Genomic DNA, 19,024 nt, shown 5'->3' with positions numbered 1-19,024 from the left:
ATTTAGCCAGCCATACTTGGCTTTGAGAGCCAGAGGGATGGTATAATTTGGTTACATTTTTTCTTGAGTAAGGGTATTGATTGGAGTACTTTAATGGCCGGAGCTGATGGACATGAATAAGCGCTTTGATGATGTTAATTTAATCGATGTAATCACCGATAGCTTAAATGAATATTTAATGGTTACAAGTTAAACCTGTCCAATAGTTCATTGAATTGCGAGTCTTTCAGTTTTTTTATATTGATTTTTCAGCCTGCCGATGGCTGATGAATTTATTTTGAAATACAGTAAGGTTTCCGGTTAATAAATAAATCGCGGTTTCATCTGGCGGTGAGTGTGCCGGTATTCATTTATCCATTGATGAAAGTTATCAGAATTACTTTAATATGGAGGTTGTATGAAAAGGGTTTCCAAGTTGTTAATCGCATTTTCCGTGGCGGTGGCCTTAGTGGGATGCGCGCGTACAGCACCCGTTGATAATGTTCATTCGACGGTTAGTGCCGGGCATAGTGAGGCTCAAGTCAGAAACGCAATCCTTAAGGCTGGCGCCCAACGCCAATGGATCATGAATGATGTGGGGCCAGGTGTCATCAAGGCGCGTCAGCAAAACCGCAATCACAGTGCGGAGGTGCGTATTACCTACTCGGCAACAGCTTATTCTATCGATTATGACAGCAGCCAGAATCTGCTCGCTTCTCAAGGTAAGATTCATAAGAATTATAATCGTTGGGTACGCAATCTGGATAAAGATATTCAGGTCAGTCTCGCCACGAATGCACTGCAGTAATATCTTTTTAGTCGGGCCAAGTATGGCCCGATAAATATTTTTAGCACAGGACGCTTATCATCGTTATGTACGAACAAGACACCTTTAATGCGCTTGATGCCATAACCGAAGCGCAACGCATAGCTTTCGCTCCCATGCTGTTTCAAACGGCGCTTTGTTTGCGCAATGGGGGGGTGTTGGCCTATCTGGATAAGCAAGGTGAACAAGGCGCGTTTCTGGATGAAATCGTTGCTAATAGCAGTCTGAATGATTATGCCACCAGCGTGCTGTTGGATATGGGATTGAGTGGCCGCATCATTATCTGTCGCGACGAGCGCTACCGCCTGTCCAAAGTGGGGCACTTCCTGCTGCATGACGCGATGACCCGTGTGAATATGGATTTCACACAGGATGTCTGTTACCAGGGGTTGTTCTTTCTGGCGCAAGCGCTGAAGGAGTCCAAGCCTGCGGGGCTCCAGGTGTTCAGTGACACGGAAACTATCTATCCTGTGCTGTCCCAGTTACCATCCCCAGCTCGCGAAAGTTGGTTTGCATTCGATCATTACTACTCTGATGCGGCCTTTAGTGCGGCATTGCCGCATATTTTCGCCGGCAAACCCTTAAGCCTGTACGATGTTGGGGGAAATACGGGAAAATGGGCGCTGCGTTGCTGCCAATACGATGACGACGTCACGATTACGATACTGGATTTGCCGCAACAAATTGCACTTGCCCGCCAAAATGTCGAAAATGCCGGTTTTTCTCACCGCATTGGCTTTCATGCGGTTGATATGCTCGAAGAGGCCACCTTGCCTGGCGAAGCGGATATCTGGTGGATGAGCCAGTTCCTCGACTGTTTCGCTCCGCAGCAGATAATTGGCATGTTGGAGCGTATCGCTAAGGTGATGAAACCCGGCGCTCGGTTGTGCGTTATGGAGCTGTTCTGGGATGCGCAAAAATTTGAGGCGGCGTCATTCAGCCTGAACGCCACGTCGCTTTATTTCACGTGCATGGCTAACGGTAATAGCCGTTTTTACAGCGTAGAGAAATTTTATCGCTACCTGGAAGCGGCAGGATTTGAGGTGGAACAACGCGTCGATCATCTCGGTGTTGGTCATACCTTACTCATATGCAAGAAAATTTGACTTGAAAAGAGGCGTCAGTTTGGCGCGTTGTGCCAGGGATAACGGATACACCACGGATTTGCATTAATGAAATTTGCCTTGAACATTGTCGACTGGCAGGCACGAGCACCCGGCCTGAGCGCCGCGTCCCAGTGGCTTGCATGGGCGCACCAGCCTGATGCCATTGATTCGAGCGCGCCTCAGGCGTTGCCTGATGAATTGCCGATGATGGCCGCGCGTCGCTTGAGCTCCGGCAGTAAGCTGGCGGTTGATTGCGGGCTTTCTTTGCTGCGTCGTCATGCCGTTGATGCAGTGCTCTATACCAGCCGTCACGGGGAGCTGGAGCGCAACTACCGTATCCTCCATGCATTGGCGACCGGCCAGTCTGTTTCGCCGACGGATTTTACCATGTCGGTTCATAATTCCGCGGTTGGAAATCTGACGATCGTTGCTAGGCAACCGATAGTATCTTCTTCGCTTTCTGCTGGCATGGATACGTTTCAGCAAGGGCTTTGTGAAGTGGTTTGCTTGCTGCAGGCCGGCCATCAGCGTGTATTGATGGTGGATTTTGATGGTGTGATCCCAGCGTTTTACCATCCGGGGCTGCCTGCGCAAATGCCCACCTGGGCGTATGCCGTGGCGCTGCTGTTTGAGGCGGGGGATACGTTGCAATGCTCCACGGAGAGTGATTATGCAGGCAATGAAATGTCTTTGCCGCAAAGCTTGCGGTTTTTAAGGCACTATCTCGCGCAGACGCCCCACTTTACGATTGACGGAGAACGAGTGCAGTGGCGTTGGAGTCTCATGAAATGAATGCTGTAACCGGATTAAATCGCATCTGGCGCCTGGTAATGACCGGGTTTTGCTTCGCGTTATTCGGGCTCGGCGGGCTGCTGCTTTCCCTGACCTGGTTTAATTTGCTGTTGCTTGTTGTACGTGATGACAATAAGCGCTGCCGCATAGCGCGGCGCAGTATTTCAGCCAGTTTTCGATTGTTCTTGACGGTGGCGAGGAGCATTGGCGTATTAGATTACCGTATCCATGGCGCCGATTGCCTGCGTAATGAACGCGGCTGTCTGGTAGTGGCGAACCATCCTACGTTGATTGATTATGTGCTGCTGGCTTCCGTGATGCCGGAAACGGATTGCCTGGTGAAAAGTGCATTACTGAAAAATCCGTTTGTCAGCGGGGTGATTCGTGCAGCGGATTATCTGGTTAACAGCCAGGCTGAGACTTTGTTGCCACAGTGTCAGGAAAGATTGGGGCGTGGTGACACCCTTTTAATTTTTCCTGAGGGCACGCGTACCGAACCGGGGAAAAAGATGTCTCTGCAGCGCGGGGCGGCCAATATTGCCGTCCGTTGCCGCCGCGATCTGCGTATTGTGGCGATTTGCTGCAGTGAACATTTATTGGATAAACAGAGCAAATGGTACGATGTCCCCCTTACAAAGCCGCTCTTTGAGATCAAAGTACGCGGTCGAGTGCCGATCGAGCATTTTTATGATGGCAAAACACCAGAGCCGGCATTGGCGGCAAGGCAGCTGAACCGGTACCTTTCGCAACAATTACAATTCGTTGAAATACCTTTTTCGGAACTTAATGATGCAAGCGCTTTATCTAGAAATTAAAAATCTCATTATTGATACATTGAATTTGGAGGAGCTGACGGCGGATGATATTGAAACGCAGGCGGCTCTGTTCGGGGAAGGATTAGGACTGGACTCCATCGATGCGCTTGAACTCGGGCTGGCGGTAAAAAATAAGTACGGCATCGTGCTTTCCGCCGAAAGTGAAGAAATGCGCCAGCACTTTTACTCTGTAGCAACGCTGGCTTCTTTTATTCATTCGCAACGAGCCTGAGAAAGAATCCGCCATGACAGAACAACACGCTATTTATGAAGAAGTCTCCGCGCTTCTGATCAAACTCTTTGAAATTGATCCCGCGTCGATTACACCGGAAGCCCGCTTGTATGAAGATCTTGAGCTCGACAGCATCGATGCGGTCGACATGATTGTGCAATTGCAAAAGAAAACCGGCAGGAAGATCAAACCGGAAGAGTTTAAAGCTGTGCGAACCGTTCAAGATGTCGTCGAAGCGGTAGAACGTTTGCTGCGGGAAGCCTGATCCATCGTGCAGGGGAAAAGGTTGTCGGTGCTACAGGTTATGATGGCGCTAATATTGTTAGCTTGGCCGTTTTTGGTTTGGTTTGGCCTGCTGCATGACGGCCTGCATTGGCTGCTGCCATCGATGGCACTGATGCTGTTTCTACGCTTACGTCAGCTGCGGCGAAAAGCCGGGCCGATGCATCGCATTATGCAGTACGTGGCATTTGCTGGGGTTGCGTTATGCGTTGCCAGCGCGCTGTTACGCGCCCATCAACTGCTGCTGTGGTGGCCCGTAATTGTCAATTTGGTGATGCTGTGCGGCTTTGGGGGGTCGCTGTGGAGTGATATGCCGTTGGTTGAGCGTTTGGCTCGGCTGCGCGAGCCGCGGCTGCCGCCCGAAGGCGTTCGTTATACGCGTCGAGTTACCCAGGTCTGGTGCATCTTTTTCGTGTTCAACGGCTCCATGGCCTGTTTAACCGCCTTGCATGGAGATATGGCGCTTTGGACAATGTGGAACGGCATGATTGCTTATCTGCTGATAGGCGCGCTGATGGCCGGCGAATGGTTGGTGCGTCGTCGAGTAATGCAGCGAGATGTGCGATGACTCCCCCTCTTTCACTGTCGCAATGGTTAAGTGCATCGCGCTCCGATGAAACGCCCATTGCTTGGCTTGGCGAACAGACCTGGACACTCGGCCAATTGCGCTATGACGTATCGATATTGCTCGATCGTTTGCGTCAGCAAGAAGCCGATCGCTGGGCGCTGTGCTTTGAAAACAGCTATTTGTTCATTGTGGCGTTGTTGGCTGTCTTGTACGCCGGCAAAACACCGGTGATCCCAGGCCATCGCCGGCTCTCACTGCTTGAGGAGCAACGGTCGCTGTTCAGCGGCGTGTTAAGTGATGCCGAACTGTGCTGGAGCGAGGGGCTGCTCGTTGTGGCGTCAGCCCAAAAGTCGGCGCCGACGAAGATATGTCTACCGGCGATCGCCGATGACGCCAGCATCGAACTGTTTACTTCCGGATCCACCGGGCAACCCAAAAGAGTCGTTAAGCGGGTCGCGGTTCTGGATTATGAAGCCAGGCTGTTGGCAACCCGCTTTTCTGGGCAGTTGGACGGTTGCCGTGTGGTGGCATCGGTTGCTCCCCTGCATCTCTATGGCCTCACGTTTCGCATTTTCTTGCCTATGTCGCAGGGATTACCTCTGCATGCGGCAATGGTTCATTACGCCGAACAGCTGGCCGCTTTTGATCGTTCTTATCGCTATCTATTCGTCAGCAGCCCTGCTTTCCTCAAACGGCTCGATCCCCGGTTGGCTGCGCCATCGGTCAGCATGATTTTCTCCGCAGGCGGCATGTTGCCATGGAAAGACGTTATGGCGACGCAGGCATGGCTTGGCGTCTGGCCGGATGAAATTTACGGCTGTACTGAAACCGGCATTCTTGCTTGGCGCTACCGTGAACAAGATGACATTCCGTGGCAACTGTTTCCGGGGGTGAGGCTCACGGCGGAGGGCGATGCCTTCCGCGCCGTATCACCGTTGATTGCGCAACCTGACGGGCAATTATTGGATGATGAGCTGCAGTTTATCGGGCATGGCCGTTTCCGTTTGCAAGGGCGCCGTGGACGAGTGGTGAAAATAGAAGAAAAACGCATCTCACTGAGTGAAGTTGAACGCCGGCTGATGGCGCTGGACGGCATTCAGGACGCGGCGGCGTTGCCGGTTGTTCGTCGAGGACGCCAAGGTATCGGCGCACTGCTGGTGTTAGATCGTGAACGGCAGGATGCCTGGCGAGAAAAGCACGGTAACGCGTTGGAGTTGTCGTGGCGTCGTGCACTGTCCCCGTGGCTTGAGCCGATGGCTATTCCTCGTTATTGGCGGGTGGTTAATGAAATCCCGGTAAACAGCATGAATAAGCGCGTTGATACGCAATTACAGGAGTTTTTCAATGACGCCCCATAAAATCGAATGCCACCAGCCGCAGCCTGGTCAAGCCGAGATCACCTTTTCTCTTGAGCCGGAACTGTTCTGGTTCAAAGGGCATTTCGCCGTGCAGCCGCTGTTACCGGGCGTAGCGCAACTCGACTGGGTAATGCATTTTTCCGCGATGTTGCTCACGCCGGGTTTTTACTTCCACAGTATTCAGAACGTCAAATTTCAAGCGCCGTTGTTGCCGGAAAATCGAGTGACGCTGAGGCTCAATTGGCATGAGGAGCGAGGCAGCCTTACTTTCGCTTACTTGCGGCATGATGGCGCAACCCTTCATACCGCCAGCAGCGGGAAAATCCGGTTATGTCGTTGAGTTATTTTCCCTGTGTCGTGATCCCCTGCTACAACCACGGCGCGATGATGGCGCGCGTACTGTCACGTCTTGAGCCGTTGGCCTTGCCTTGCATCATCGTCGATGACGGCAGCGATGCCACCACGCGGCGGGAGCTTGATGCTCTGGCTGAGCAATATGAACGAGTGACTCTGGTTCGTCTGGATGTCAACGCTGGTAAAGGCGTGGCCGTTATTCGCGGTTTGGAGGCGGCGGCATGCGCTGGTTTTACCCATGCGGTGCAGGTCGATGCCGATGGGCAACATGCGATTGAAGACATCCCTGCACTGTTAGCGCTCAGCGAACGGTATCCGGAAGCGCTGATTTCCGGGTTGCCGATATACGATGATTCCGTGCCGCGAGCGCGCCTCTACGGACGTTGGGTGACGCATGTTTGGGTATGGATTGAAACGCTTTCTCTGCAGTTGAAAGATAGTATGTGCGGCTTTCGCGTTTACCCGTTAGCCCCGACTTTACGGCTTGCCGGTCGCGTTTCACTGGGGAGGCGGATGGATTTCGATACGGAGGTGATGGTGCGCCTTTATTGGCAGGGTAACACCAGCTATTTCGTCCCGACGCGAGTGACCTATCCCCAGGATGGTGTATCGCATTTCGATACATTGAAGGACAACGTTCGTATTTCGATGATGCACACCCGCTTATTTTTCGGCATGTTGCCGCGCATTCCTTCACTGTTGTGTCGCAGCACAAATGCGCATTGGGCGAAACAAGCGGAAGTCAAAGGAATGTGGGGCATGCGCTTCATGTTAGCGGTGTGGCGGTTGCTCGGTCGCCGCGCATTTTCGCTTTTGCTGTGGCCGGTGGTTGGCGTCTATTGGTTGAGCGCGGCGGCGCCGAGACGGGCATCCCGGCAGTGGCTTGCACGCGTACGTCAACAGCTTGTTTTGCGCCGGCAGGCAATTCCCCCGTATCTGAATAGCTACCGCCACTTTCTGCGATTTGGGCACGCCATGTTGGATAAGGTCGCCGGTTGGCGGGGTGAGCTGAAATTGGGGCGAGATATCGTTTTTGCTCCGGGGGCGGAAGAGGCACTAAACAGCGCCAGTACGCAGGGGAAGCTGTTATTGGCTTCACACCTGGGGGATGTGGAAGCGTGTCGGGCGCTGGCGCAGCGGCAAGGTGGGAAAGTGGTGAACGCCCTGGTCTTCAGCGAAAACGCCCAACGCTTTAAACAGGTGATGGAAGAAATGGCGCCGCAGGCGGGAATAAACCTGCTCCCGGTGAATGACATTGGCCCTGAAACGGCAATGTTGCTGAAGGATAAATTGGATCGCGGTGAGTGGGTGGCTATCGTTGGCGATCGCATTGCGGTAAATCCGCAGCGTGGTGGCGATTGGCGCGTCAGCTGGAGTTCGTTTATGGGGCAGCCCGCGCCTTTCCCGCAAGGGCCGTTTATTCTAGCCGCACTGCTGCGTTGCCCGGTATTGTTGATCTTTGCTTTGCAACGGGAGGGAAAACTGCACATACATTGTGAGGCTTTCGCCGATCCGCTGCCATTACCGCGAGCTGAACGTCAACAGGCCCTTCAGCTGGCTATCGATCGCTATGCTGCCCGTCTTGAACATTTCGCACTGATGTCCCCGTTGGACTGGTTTAACTTTTTCGATTTTTGGCGGCTGCCTGACACCGCCGATAAGGAGTAATGGGTGCTTAACGACCCTCGCTTTACGGCTGACGTTGAACTCACCATCCCGTTTCATGATGTCGACATGATGGGAGTGGTGTGGCACGGCAACTATTTTCGTTATTTTGAGATCGCTCGTGAGGCGCTGCTGAACCAGTTTGATTACGGTTACCGGCAAATGCAGGCGTCCGGGTATGTTTGGCCGGTTGTCGATACTCGGGTGAAATACCGCGACGTGCTGACATTTGAGCAGCGCATCCGCGTTCGCGCACAGTTGGAAGAGTATGAAAACCGCTTGCGCATCGCTTACCAGATATTCGATGTCTTGACTGCGAAACGGACCACAACGGGTTACACCATTCAGGTTGCGGTAGAAGAGAAAAGCCGTGAAATGTGCTTCGTGAGTCCAGATATTTTGTTTGAACGAATGGGAGTAGCGCCATGAGACTTTTGCCTTTATGCCTGCTTTTGCTGGCGCCGTGGGTGCATGCCGTCACGCTGGATGAGCTTCAGCAACGTTTTACCGGGCAGCCGGTGATCCGGGCTCATTTCGCACAGACGCGTACGATTAAGGACATGCCGCAACCGCTTCGCTCACAGGGGGAAATGCTGCTTGCCCGCGATCAAGGGTTGTTGTGGGATCAAAAGAGTCCTTTCCCCATGCTGCTGATGCTGAACGATTTTCGTATGGTTCAACAGGTGAATGGCCAGCCTCAACAAACGGTTACCGCCGAAAATAATCCGCAGATGTTCCAGTTTAACCATCTGTTGCGCGGACTATTTCAGGCCGATCGCAAGGCGCTGGAACAGAATTTCCGCGTAGGTTTTCAGGATAAGGGAGAGGGGCGTTGGGTACTTCGCCTGACGCCGACGACCACGCCATTGGATAAAATTTTCTCCTCAATCGATTTGTCTGGTGAAACTTATCTGGAGTCTATTCAGCTCTATGATAAACAAGGCGATCGTACGGAAATTATACTTTCTCAACATCGACTGACCCCTGCGACCCTGACTGATGACGAACGCCAACGCTTTGCCGCCGACTAATTCCCGCCGCCTCGCCCTGTTATGGGGATTGGTATGTTTGATGCTGCTCGGCGTGTTGTTGGCGTTGCTGCCGGGCGCACGTTTGAACAGCAGCGTGTTGGCGATGCTGCCCAAGCAGGCGCTGGGTTCGGTTCCGCTCGCGATAAGTGACGGCTTTATGCAGCGCCTGGATAAACAGGTAGTGTGGTTGGTCAGCCCCGGTAAACAGCCGGATCCGCGAGTAGCAGAAACGTGGTTGGCGCAACTTCAACAGTCACCCGCGTTGTCTGAAGTTAAAGGAAAGATGAACGCCGAAAGCCAGAAAGCCTGGGGAGCCTTTTTCTGGCAGCACCGCAACGGGCTTATCGATAGCGCCACTCGCATGCGCTTGCAAAATGGCGGTGAAGCGCAAGCGCAATGGGTTCTGTCACAGCTCTATTCCGCTTTTTCTGGCGTTAGTGGCAAAGAGTTGCGGAACGATCCATTGATGCTGATGCGTGGCTCCCAGTTGGCGCTTGCGCAAAACGGTCAGCGACTGCGGCTGATGGATGGCTGGCTTGTCACTCAGGACGAGCAGCAAAACTACTGGTATTTGTTACACGGGGAGCTGGTGGGTGACTCCTTCGATATGCAACAAACCCATCGCTTGGTGGCGGAGCTCGCGGTACAGGAAGCGTCACTGAAGGCGCTCTATCCGCAGGCGCAGCTGCTTTCTCGGGGGACGGTGTTCTACAGCGACTACGCCAGCCAGCAAGCGAAGCGGGATATCGCCACCCTCGGCGCTGCCACGATCCTGGGCGTGGTTCTGTTAATTATCGTGGTCTTTCGTTCATTGCGACCGTTGCTGTTGTGTCTACTTTCTCTCAGCGTCGGAGCATTGGCGGGGACGGTGGCCACGTTGGTGCTGTATGGCGAACTGCACCTGATGACGTTGGTGATGAGCATGAGCATCATCGGGATTTCTGCCGATTATACGCTCTACTATCTGACCGAACGCATGGTGCATGGCGCGGTCATGTCGCCCTGGCAAAGCCTGACGAAGGTTGGCAAAGCGCTTTTGTTGGCATTGTTGACGACGGTGGCGGCCTATCTAATCATGATGTTGGCTCCTTTCCCCGGCATTCGCCAGATGGCCGTGTTTGCCGCCATCGGACTTAGCGCATCGTGCCTGACCGTATTTTTTTGGCATCCCTGGTTGTGCCGCGGCTTACCGGTGCGGCCGGTTCCGGCGATGGGGGTGATGCTGCGTTGGTTGGCGGCCTGGCGGCGCAATAAAGCAGTGCGCGTAGGGGTGCCGACGGCCTTGGCTCTGCTGTCAATGGCTGGGATTGCCACGTTGCGTGTGAATGATGATATTTCCCAACTGCAGGCGTTGCCGTCTTCACTGCTGGCGCAGGAGAACAAGATTAGCCGATTGATCGGGCAAAACGTCGATCAAAAATGGTTCGTGGTCTATGGCGCTACTCCAGAACAGACGCTGCGGCGGTTGGAAACTTTCCTGCCGCACCTGGAGCGAGCGCAACATGAGGGAATGATTAGCCATTTCCGCGCGATCCCCCTTAATTCGCTGGCGTGCCAAGAGCAGGATTTACGTCTGCTGCGTGACGCGGCACCAACCGTGCTTCTTGCGCTAAAAAATGCGGGGCTTGATATGGCTAACCCCGATCTGAACGCAATGCCGGTTTCCGTACCCACATGGCTGGAAAGCAGCATCAGCGAAGGTTGGCGTTTGTTGTGGCTGACTCTGCCCAACGGCCAGAGTGGGGCGCTGGTTCCCGTCGATGGTGTAACGTCAGGCAATCAATTGGGAGAGCTGGCGGACAAGCAGGCCGGTGTGGCATGGGTGGACCGCAAACAGTCTTTTGATTCGCTCTTCGCGCTCTACCGTTCCGTATTGACGGGGTTGTTGGGTATCGCGTTGGTTGTGATCGCCTGTGGCGCGATGGTTCGCCAAGGGTGGCGTAAAGGGCTTGTCAGCCTGATACCGTCCCTGTTGTCGCTGGGATGTGGGTTGGCTGTGCTCTCGTTTTGCGGGTATAGCGTAAACCTATTCTCGCTGTTGGCATTAGTGCTGGTATTGGGCATTGGCATCAATTACACACTGTTTTTCAGTAACCCGCAGGGGACGCCGCTGACTTCGCTGCTAGCCATTACGTTGGCGATGATGACGACTTTGCTAACGCTTGGCATGTTGTTGTTCAGTGACACGCAGGCAATCAGCTGTTTCGGAATTGTTTTGGTCAGCGGAATTTTCGTCGCCTGGCTACTTTCACCACTGGCGATGCCAAATAAAAAAAGAGAAAAAAGATGATGGTACGTAATTGCTGGCGATTCGCTGCGCTGCTCGTTGTGATGGGGATAGCCGGCTGCAGCCATTCGATTGCTCCGGGGAATGACACGTTCCCACAGGCCTGGCTAGAACCGGGCACCCGCGTGGTGTTGCCTGCGCCTGGTTTGTCACCTGCGATCGATAAGCAGCAACTGCTGACCGGTACTTTCAACGGCAAAAGCCAGTCGCTGTTGGTCATGTTGCATGCTGATGAGCAGAAAATCACCCTCGCCGGGCTTTCCTCCGTGGGAATTCGGCTGTTTAAGCTTACCTATGATGAGAATGGGTTACACGCCGAGCAATCTATCATCGTTCCTCAATTACCACCGGCAAGCCAGGTGTTGGCCGATGTCATGCTTAGCCTTTGGCCGCTTGAAACTTGGCGGGCGCGGCTGCCGAATGGCTGGACGATCGTCGATAAGGGTAATCAGCGCGAGCTGCGCAACGCCAGCGGCAAGCTGGTGACCGAGATCGCCTATCTTCAGCGTAATGGCCTGCGAGAGCCGATTAGCATTCAACAACATGCTTTTAAATACCAAATCACCATTCAATACCTGGGTGAATAACATGATTTACATCTCTGCCATCGGTATGATTAATGCGCTTGGGAATTCTCTGGATGAGATAGCCGCAAACCTCGCTCGCGGCTCTGCGCCGGGTATGCGTCCGAGAGCGGGGTGGCTACAGGGGAACCCGGAAGCCGTGCTGGGCGGCGTTGAGGGAGAGTTACCCGTTATCCCTGCGTCGTTTTCCGCTCATCGTTCCCGTAATAATCAACTGTTGCTGGCCGCGCTGGAGCAGATCCAGCCGCAGGTTGATGAAGCCATCGCCAGGTTTGGCCGCGATCGGATTGCCGTCGTGATGGGCACCAGCACCTCCGGGTTAAACGAAGGCGATGAGCATGTACAGCTGACGTTCAACGGCGAAGTTAGCCCGCGTTGGCGGTATCCTCAGCAGGAGCTCGGCGATCCGTCGCGATTTCTCAGCCGCTGGCTACAGGTCGATGGGCCAGCATTTACGCTTTCGACAGCTTGCTCTTCCAGCGCCCGAGCCATTATCAGCGGGCGGCGGCTGATCGAAGCGGGGCTTGCCGATGTCGCCATTGTTGGCGGCGCCGATACGTTGAGCAGAATGCCGATCAACGGTTTTCACAGCCTTGAGTCGCTATCGTCTGAGCTTTGCCAGCCGTTCGCCCAAAACCGTTGCGGCATCACTATCGGTGAAGGCGCTGCACTCATGGTGCTGACCCGCGAGCCTCAGCCTCTTGTTCTATTAGGGGTGGGGGAATCCAGCGATGCTTGGCATATATCAGCACCGCATCCTCAGGGAGAGGGTGCCATTCGTGCCATTGAACAAGCCTTGGCCGAAGCGGATATCGAGGCGAAACAGGTTGGTTACATTAATCTGCACGGCACCGCGACACTGCTTAACGACCAAATCGAGTCCCGCGTAGTGCATTCGCTGTTTGGTGAACAGGTACCATGCAGTTCGACCAAGCATTTAACCGGCCATACTCTGGGGGCTGCGGGGATCACGGAGGCGGCTATCAGCGCGCTGATTTTACTGCGCAATTTACCTTTACCCGCCCAAGATTTCAGCGCTTCGCCAGCAGACCCCGTGCTCCCCGCTTGCGGTGTCATGCATACCAGCCAACCGTTGGCTCGACCGATAATCCTCTCTAACTCTTTCGCCTTTGGCGGAAATAACGCCAGTATTCTATTAGGGAAAGATGTATGAACGAATATTTGCCGCCGTCCGAGTACTTGCCTCATGCTGAGCCGATGATGCTACTGGATGAGGTCGTCAACGTGACTGAAAACGATGTTCACTGTCAGGTTAGCGTGCATCTTGGCGGAGTGTTGGGACCCTTTCTCGATGCTCAGGGCAATCTGCCGGGATGGTTTGCGCTGGAGTTGATGGCGCAAACGGTGGGGGTTTGGTCCGGCTGGCATCGCCGCCAAGCGGGGTTGCATGAAATTTCATTGGGCATGGTGCTTGGCGCCCGCGAGTTAACCTGTGCGGCCGGGCATCTACCAGGCAATGCGACGTTGAATGTTCAAGCTAGGTTGCTGATGCAAGACGAACGTTTCGGCAGCTTTGACTGCACCATTACCGTAGGGGAAGAGTGCCTGGCATCTGGCCGTGTGAATACTTTCCAGCCAACGTCAGAAGAATTGACATCGCTTTTTAATCAGGGAGAGACCGCATGAGTCGTTCAGTTCTGGTCACCGGGGCTAGTAAGGGAATTGGGGGCGCGATTGCTCGTCAGCTTGCCGCTGATGGTTTTATCGTCGGCGTCCATTATCACCGAGATCAGGCCGGCGCCCAGGAAACCCTCGCAGCCATTGAACAGTCTGGGGGGCAAGGTCGCCTGCTGAACTTTGACGTAAGTGAACGTGATCAGTGCCGTGAAGTGCTGGAAAAGGATATGGCTGCCCACGGCGCCTGGTACGGTGTGGTCTGCAATGCAGGCATCGCCCGGGATGGGGCGTTCCCTGCGCTTAGCGAGAACGATTGGGACAGCGTGATCCACACCAATCTCGACGGTTTTTATAACGTCATTCATCCTTGCATCATGCCGATGATCGGCGCACGTAGAGGTGGTCGAATCATTACGTTGTCGTCGGTATCGGGAATGATGGGCAATCGCGGTCAGGTCAATTATAGCGCCGCTAAAGCGGGGATCATCGGCGCCACCAAAGCATTGGCCATTGAGCTTGCGAAGCGCAAAATCACCGTTAACTGCATTGCTCCAGGCCTGATCGACACGGGGATGATCGAAATGGAAGAGGCCGCATTGAAAGAAGCGATGGCGATCATTCCAATGAAGCGCATGGGCCAGACGGATGAAGTTGCCGGCCTGGCGAGCTATTTAATGTCCGATATTGCGGGCTACATCACCCGCCAGGTCATTTCCATCAACGGAGGAATGTTATGACTTGTCGTGTTGTCATCACCGGCATGGGCGGCGTAACCGCCTTTGGGGAACGGTGGCAGGATGTTTCCCGGCGTCTGTTGGCATATGAAAATGCGGTGCGGACAATGCCCGAGTGGCAGATTTATGATGGATTGCATACCTTACTGGGCGCACCAATCGATGATTTCGTCCTGCCTGAGCATTACACCCGAAAGCGCATTCGCGCAATGGGGCGAGTCTCACTCCTTTCCACTCGCGCTACTGAACTGGCATTGGAACAAGCGGGGCTGATTGACGATCCGGTACTGACTAACGGCCAAACCGGCATCGCCTACGGTTCTTCGACGGGAAGTACCGGCCCCGTGAGCGAATTTGCCACTATGCTTACTGAAAAACATACCAACAACATCACTGGCACCACTTATGTGCAGATGATGCCACATACCACAGCGGTTAACACCGGTCTGTTTTTCGGCCTGCGCGGCCGAGTGATCCCGACCTCCAGCGCATGCACCTCAGGGAGCCAGGCGATTGGCTATGCCTGGGAGGCTATTCGTCACGGTTATCAGAAGGTTATGGTTGCTGGTGGCGCAGAAGAGCTTTGCCCCTCGGAGGCCGCGGTGTTCGATACGCTATTCGCAACGAGCCAGCGTAACGATAGCCCTAAAAGCACACCGTCCCCTTTCGATCGGCAGCGTGATGGCCTGGTGATTGGCGAAGGTGCCGGGACGTTGGTCCTGGAAGAGTTGGAATATGCGAAAGCGCGCGGCGCCGTTATCTACGGTGAAATTGTCGGTTTTGCCACCAATTGCGATGCGGCGCATATCACTCAACCGCAGCGTGAAACGATGCAAATATGCATGGAGCAGGCGTTGAAGATAGCTGGCTTGAATGTGCGGGACATCGGCTATATTTCCGCTCATGGCACTGCCACCGATCGAGGGGATATCGCTGAAAGCCAGGCTACGGCAGCTATTTTTGGCGGCCAAACGCCGATTTCATCGCTGAAAAGCTATTTTGGCCATACGCTGGGAGCCTGCGGCGCGCTGGAGGCCTGGATGAGTTTGCAAATGATGCGAGAAGGCTGGTTTGCGCCAACGCTTAACCTTCATCAGCCGGATGAGCAGTGTGGTGAGCTGGATTATATTATGGGGGAAAGCCGGCGCATCGATTGTGAATACTTACAGAGCAATAATTTCGCGTTTGGCGGCATCAATACCTCCATCATCATTAAACGTTGGGTTTAAGTTGAAACGGCGGGAGCAATAAAATTGATTTCCGCCATTCCAACCTCTATAGGGTTTACCTAAACCGCGCATCCCGAGAAAACAGAAAAGCGGCCTCCCGCTGGCGAGCGTCGGCTTGTGCCTGATCCCCCTGATAGCGCAAGATCATGATCAGCGTGGCGTAGACGTTGGCGTCGATGCGGCGCTGCAGATAGGCATTGGCCCACTGCCGATAGCCGGTCAACAGGGCATCATCGCGCGTTTGGTTATAGACCAGCAGCGCGTGAGATTGCTCGTCGAACGTTTTGCGCTCCCGATAGATCCAGGCGGCCGGCGGCGGCATCTGCTCGATGCTGTCGATGGTGGTCAGCATCGTGCGCTCCGATTGGGTGAGCGCCATGCGCCCTTGCCAGGCGAAGACCGCCATCACTAACACGCCGAGCGCCGCCATTGCTACAGGCAGACTCAGGGCTTTGGCTAACGGCAGCGGGCGTGGGGCGCCGGTTTGGCCGTCCAACAGTGCCAGCAGCAGCAGAAACGCCAGCCAATGCGGCGCAGACAGATAGAAAGGGTATTCCAGTTGGGTGTGTATCAACATTGGCAGCAGCACCAGAAACAGCCCGACGCGCGCACCGGCCGGCGCTTCGCAATCCCGTTGCCAGGCGCGTTTCAGCAGCAGCGCGCCGGCGACGATGACGATAGCGATACCTGCCAGCGCCGGCAGGCCGCCCTCAACCCACCACAGCAGGATTTCATTGTGCGGATGTCCGGCGACTTCCAGCACTTCTCGCCAGGGCATTGTCTGCAGGCGGAAGTGCGCGAAGCTGTATTCAAAGCCGCCATAGCCCCAGCCCAGCAGCGGCTTGGCCAGGATCATGGCGCCGACGTCGTGCAGCATGGTCAGACGTGAATAATTAGAGCCTTCGCGTGCGATGAGACCTGCGCGGCCATCCAGGCCAAAGCCGGTGAACAGCACCGTCAGACCGATCGCGGCGCCCAGCAGCAGCGCGCCACCCGCCCAGCGGCTTTCGAGCGTGCGGTGGCGGGCAAAGCGCCACAGCAGTAGCAGCGCCGCCAATGCGGCCCCCAACCAGGCGGCGCGCGACTGGATCAGTACCAGCAGGGCTGAGAAAGCAGCCAGCAGCGCGAGCAGCGGGATTTGCCGCCGCCGCGTTGGCGCAGAGAGGGGAGCCAGCAGCTGCCAGAGCGCCAAAGCCAACCCGGTGGCGATAAAGCTGCCCAGCACGTTCGGTTGCTGAAAGACGCCGTAGACCCGGCTGCCGTTAGGGGATACCCAAGCCAGCGCGGGGGCGAACAGTTGCAGAGCCGCCAGCAGTGCCTGAACGCCGACGGCGAACAGCAGACCGTACAGCAACAGGTTGCGCTGCCTGGGGGTTAGGCGCAGCTGCAGGCAGGCGACATAGAAAAGCCAACCACCGAGCAGACCGGCGCAGCGCCACAGGGCGTCTTCGCGCCACTCGGAGCGAGTATACAGCAGCGGCAGCGCCAGCACGGCGATGCCGAGCAGCAACAGGCGTGCGGTGGGGGTCAGCGAAAGACGGGTACGGCCAAGGCAAACGGTGAACGTCACTATCAGCGTGGTGAGCGCCATGACGGCCCAGGCCAGAATGTTTTGCGGCAGCGCCAGACCGTCGCCGCCCATATTGGGGTAATAAATCGGCAGGATCACCGTCATCCAGATCAGCAGCAGGGGCAGCACGGCGATGGTCGCTGCGTTAGCGGGAGATTTATCGGCCATGGTTAACCTGCCATGGCCTGATAGCGTTTATTGAATGCATGTTTTTATTATTCCCTTTCCTTTGTCCTGATATTGAAATGCGTGTAATGTTCAATTCGCAAATGTCTCACGGGAAATTTAAACCGTCTTTATGGTGAAGCGATAAATAATGTTTGCCCTGAGAATGCGCGAGGCTGTGTACCCAAAGAAAGTTTAAGCCGTATTTTTCACCCGTAAAAGGTATGTTTGTTGTTTGCAAAAACAGACGCGCCATTTTCTCAAATCTATTGTGATTCAGTCAATTCATAATCTAATTCTTGTTTTTGTTAATTAAAATCAAATGGTTGATTGTGATTCCTACGTGCGCGAATATCGTGGGGTATCCCGGCAATGGCCTATATTGGCAGGCCCTGTGAAGAATAAAAGAGGTATCTGCTTTTTTAATTGATGTCGTCAGTGTCGGCGCGACGGCGGAAATTTACCTCATCGTTTCTCATTGCTGATTTTTAAATTCAATATGATTTTCATTTTTTTATTTTTATTAGGATTCTTCTTGTCTTTATCTGTTTTTTTAAATTTTTATGGAATTATCTATTATTGGGATTGTTCTGCTGTATTGGAAATAAAAGCGGTTATGACTTGAGCCTCCCCGTTGCCGCGGCAGAATACAGACTAACGCGCCTGCCCAAGCGCGTTAGTCTCGTCTCTTGTGCGCTTACTCCACGTCGCCGATCCGTTCCAGCGCATCCACCACCAGATCCCAGAATTTATCCTGATCCAGTTTGACCGCGACCTGGGTGTGGCAGTCCGGCGGCGGCGGCGCGCGGAAGTCCGCGACCGTCATGCCCAACGTCAGGGTGCCGGTCAACTCGATATCCACCGGCGCTTTGCGCACCGACATGACGCTCGGATCGATCACATAGGCCACCGCGCAAGGATCGTGCACCGGCGGGGCACTGAAGCCCTGCGCCTGCCGGTACATACGGCCAAAGAATGCCAGCAGTTCGCCGACGAAGGCGGCCGGCCGGGTGCCGAGGGCGGCGATGCGTTCGCAGACTGCCGGCGTGGCCAAAGCCTGGTGAGTGAGATCCAGCCCGACCATGGTCAGCGGCCATTTTTCGTTAAATACAATGTGCGCCGCTTCGGGATCGATTTTGATATTGAACTCCGCCACCGCGCTCCAGTTGCCCACATGGTAGCCGCCGCCCATCAGCACCACTTCCTTGACCCGCTCGGCAATGCGCGGCTCTTTACGCACGGCCATGGCGATATTGGTCAGGCCGCCGGTAGGCACCAGCGTCACGCTGCCGGGCGGGTGGGCCATCACGGTCTCGATGATCAGATCCACCGCGTGGCGCGAGTCCAGCTGCAGGTGGGGTTCCGGCAGCACCGGGCCATCGAGGCCGGAATCGCCGTGAATGTCGGGCGCCACTTCGATATTGCGCACCAGCGGGCGCGGGCAGCCGGCGGCGAAGGGTACGCCGGTGATATTGGCGATGCGGGCCACCGCCAGCGCGTTGCGCGTCACTTTGTCCAGCGTTTGGTTACCCACCACGGTGGTGACCGCCAGTAGGTCGATCTGCGGATTGCCCCAGGCCAGCAACAGGGCGATGGCGTCGTCATGCCCCGGGTCACAGTCCAGTATGATTTTTTTCATGGTTATTCCTGATGCAGGGAGAGGTTTCCGCAGCATAACGCAGCGCGGTGGCGTGGGATAATGCCGATGGTGCTTTTGTTAACGGCATCAAAGCCTTGCCACTTTTACGATGTAATGAAACGTAAATCCTGCTCGTCGGGCTTTACCCTGGAGTTTACTCCAGGGTTTAC

The 19,024-nt window shown here is 54.8% G+C and carries 20 protein-coding genes; 18 read left to right on the top strand and 2 right to left on the bottom strand.

Going from position 1 to position 19,024, the window contains the following annotated elements; genetic code table 11:
* Positions 1–397 precede the first annotated feature (397 nt).
* The 18 genes from N6G83_RS19755 to N6G83_RS19670 all read left to right on the top strand — a co-directional run bounded on the left by N6G83_RS19755 (position 398) and on the right by N6G83_RS19670 (position 15,480).
* Positions 398–787, top strand: a complete 390-nt coding sequence (locus tag N6G83_RS19755) for a hypothetical protein (RefSeq protein ID WP_025304414.1) — start codon at positions 398–400, stop codon at positions 785–787.
* Between the two features lie 65 nt (positions 788–852).
* Positions 853–1,911 (top strand): methyltransferase, encoded by a 1,059-nt coding sequence (locus N6G83_RS19750; protein WP_025304413.1) that lies wholly within the window; start codon positions 853–855, stop codon positions 1,909–1,911.
* A 66-nt stretch (positions 1,912–1,977) separates the two neighbouring features.
* The gene (locus N6G83_RS19745) at positions 1,978–2,703 is read left to right on the top strand and encodes a beta-ketoacyl synthase chain length factor (protein ID WP_049204337.1); all 726 of its coding nucleotides are present in this window, start codon (positions 1,978–1,980) and stop codon (positions 2,701–2,703) included.
* The gene (locus tag N6G83_RS19740; RefSeq protein WP_025304411.1) at positions 2,700–3,518 is read left to right on the top strand and encodes a lysophospholipid acyltransferase family protein; all 819 of its coding nucleotides are present in this window, start codon (positions 2,700–2,702) and stop codon (positions 3,516–3,518) included. Before N6G83_RS19745 ends, N6G83_RS19740 begins: the two co-directional genes overlap by 4 nt.
* Positions 3,493–3,750: a phosphopantetheine-binding protein gene (locus N6G83_RS19735; RefSeq protein ID WP_049204340.1), complete on the top strand. Its 258-nt coding sequence runs from the start codon at positions 3,493–3,495 to the stop codon at positions 3,748–3,750. Before N6G83_RS19740 ends, N6G83_RS19735 begins: the two co-directional genes overlap by 26 nt.
* A gap of 13 nt (positions 3,751–3,763) precedes the next feature.
* Positions 3,764–4,015 (top strand): acyl carrier protein, encoded by a 252-nt coding sequence (locus N6G83_RS19730; protein WP_025304409.1) that lies wholly within the window; start codon positions 3,764–3,766, stop codon positions 4,013–4,015.
* Between the two features lie 6 nt (positions 4,016–4,021).
* The gene (locus tag N6G83_RS19725) at positions 4,022–4,600 is read left to right on the top strand and encodes a hypothetical protein (protein WP_127146315.1); all 579 of its coding nucleotides are present in this window, start codon (positions 4,022–4,024) and stop codon (positions 4,598–4,600) included.
* A complete protein-coding gene (locus N6G83_RS19720; protein WP_049204345.1) occupies positions 4,597–5,958 on the top strand; it encodes an AMP-binding protein in 1,362 nt (453 codons plus the stop codon). The genes N6G83_RS19725 and N6G83_RS19720 overlap by 4 nt, the downstream gene beginning before the upstream one ends.
* The gene (locus N6G83_RS19715; protein WP_025304406.1) at positions 5,945–6,298 is read left to right on the top strand and encodes a hydroxymyristoyl-ACP dehydratase; all 354 of its coding nucleotides are present in this window, start codon (positions 5,945–5,947) and stop codon (positions 6,296–6,298) included. Before N6G83_RS19720 ends, N6G83_RS19715 begins: the two co-directional genes overlap by 14 nt.
* The gene (locus N6G83_RS19710; protein ID WP_025304405.1) at positions 6,289–7,980 is read left to right on the top strand and encodes a glycosyltransferase family 2 protein; all 1,692 of its coding nucleotides are present in this window, start codon (positions 6,289–6,291) and stop codon (positions 7,978–7,980) included. Before N6G83_RS19715 ends, N6G83_RS19710 begins: the two co-directional genes overlap by 10 nt.
* A 3-nt stretch (positions 7,981–7,983) precedes the next feature.
* Positions 7,984–8,406 carry an acyl-CoA thioesterase gene (locus N6G83_RS19705; protein WP_025304404.1) on the top strand — a complete coding sequence of 141 codons (423 nt, stop codon included), beginning with the start codon at positions 7,984–7,986 and terminating at the stop codon, positions 8,404–8,406.
* Positions 8,403–9,008 (top strand): outer membrane lipoprotein carrier protein LolA, encoded by a 606-nt coding sequence (locus N6G83_RS19700; RefSeq protein ID WP_025304403.1) that lies wholly within the window; start codon positions 8,403–8,405, stop codon positions 9,006–9,008. The genes N6G83_RS19705 and N6G83_RS19700 overlap by 4 nt, the downstream gene beginning before the upstream one ends.
* A complete protein-coding gene (locus N6G83_RS19695) occupies positions 8,977–11,298 on the top strand; it encodes an MMPL family transporter (RefSeq protein WP_260515746.1) in 2,322 nt (773 codons plus the stop codon). The genes N6G83_RS19700 and N6G83_RS19695 overlap by 32 nt, the downstream gene beginning before the upstream one ends.
* On the top strand, positions 11,295–11,882 hold the full coding sequence (locus N6G83_RS19690) for a DUF3261 domain-containing protein (RefSeq protein ID WP_004144509.1): 588 nt from the start codon (positions 11,295–11,297) through the stop codon (positions 11,880–11,882). Before N6G83_RS19695 ends, N6G83_RS19690 begins: the two co-directional genes overlap by 4 nt.
* A gap of 1 nt (position 11,883) precedes the next feature.
* A complete protein-coding gene (locus tag N6G83_RS19685; RefSeq protein WP_260515808.1) occupies positions 11,884–13,053 on the top strand; it encodes a beta-ketoacyl-[acyl-carrier-protein] synthase family protein in 1,170 nt (389 codons plus the stop codon).
* Positions 13,050–13,526, top strand: a complete 477-nt coding sequence (locus N6G83_RS19680) for a hypothetical protein (RefSeq protein ID WP_004144507.1) — start codon at positions 13,050–13,052, stop codon at positions 13,524–13,526. Before N6G83_RS19685 ends, N6G83_RS19680 begins: the two co-directional genes overlap by 4 nt.
* A complete protein-coding gene (locus N6G83_RS19675; protein ID WP_004144506.1) occupies positions 13,523–14,254 on the top strand; it encodes a 3-ketoacyl-ACP reductase FabG2 in 732 nt (243 codons plus the stop codon). The genes N6G83_RS19680 and N6G83_RS19675 overlap by 4 nt, the downstream gene beginning before the upstream one ends.
* Positions 14,251–15,480 carry a beta-ketoacyl-ACP synthase gene (locus N6G83_RS19670; protein WP_260515744.1) on the top strand — a complete coding sequence of 410 codons (1,230 nt, stop codon included), beginning with the start codon at positions 14,251–14,253 and terminating at the stop codon, positions 15,478–15,480. The genes N6G83_RS19675 and N6G83_RS19670 overlap by 4 nt, the downstream gene beginning before the upstream one ends.
* 55 nt (positions 15,481–15,535) lie before the next feature.
* Here N6G83_RS19670 and N6G83_RS19665 read toward each other — a convergent pair whose 3' ends face one another.
* Both N6G83_RS19665 and N6G83_RS19660 read right to left on the bottom strand, forming a co-directional pair.
* Positions 15,536–17,218, bottom strand: a complete 1,683-nt coding sequence (locus N6G83_RS19665; RefSeq protein ID WP_260515743.1) for a PglL family O-oligosaccharyltransferase — start codon at positions 17,216–17,218, stop codon at positions 15,536–15,538.
* A 694-nt stretch (positions 17,219–17,912) separates the two neighbouring features.
* Complete coding sequence (locus N6G83_RS19660; protein ID WP_025304397.1) at positions 17,913–18,854, bottom strand: nucleoside hydrolase; 942 nt, start codon at positions 18,852–18,854, stop codon at positions 17,913–17,915.
* Between the last annotated feature and the right edge of the window lie 170 nt (positions 18,855–19,024).

It is taken from the genome of Serratia sp. PL7, from assembly GCF_945957435.1.
The sequence above is the reverse complement of the archived record's forward strand: the minus strand, read 5'-3'. Positions and strand labels throughout refer to the sequence as shown.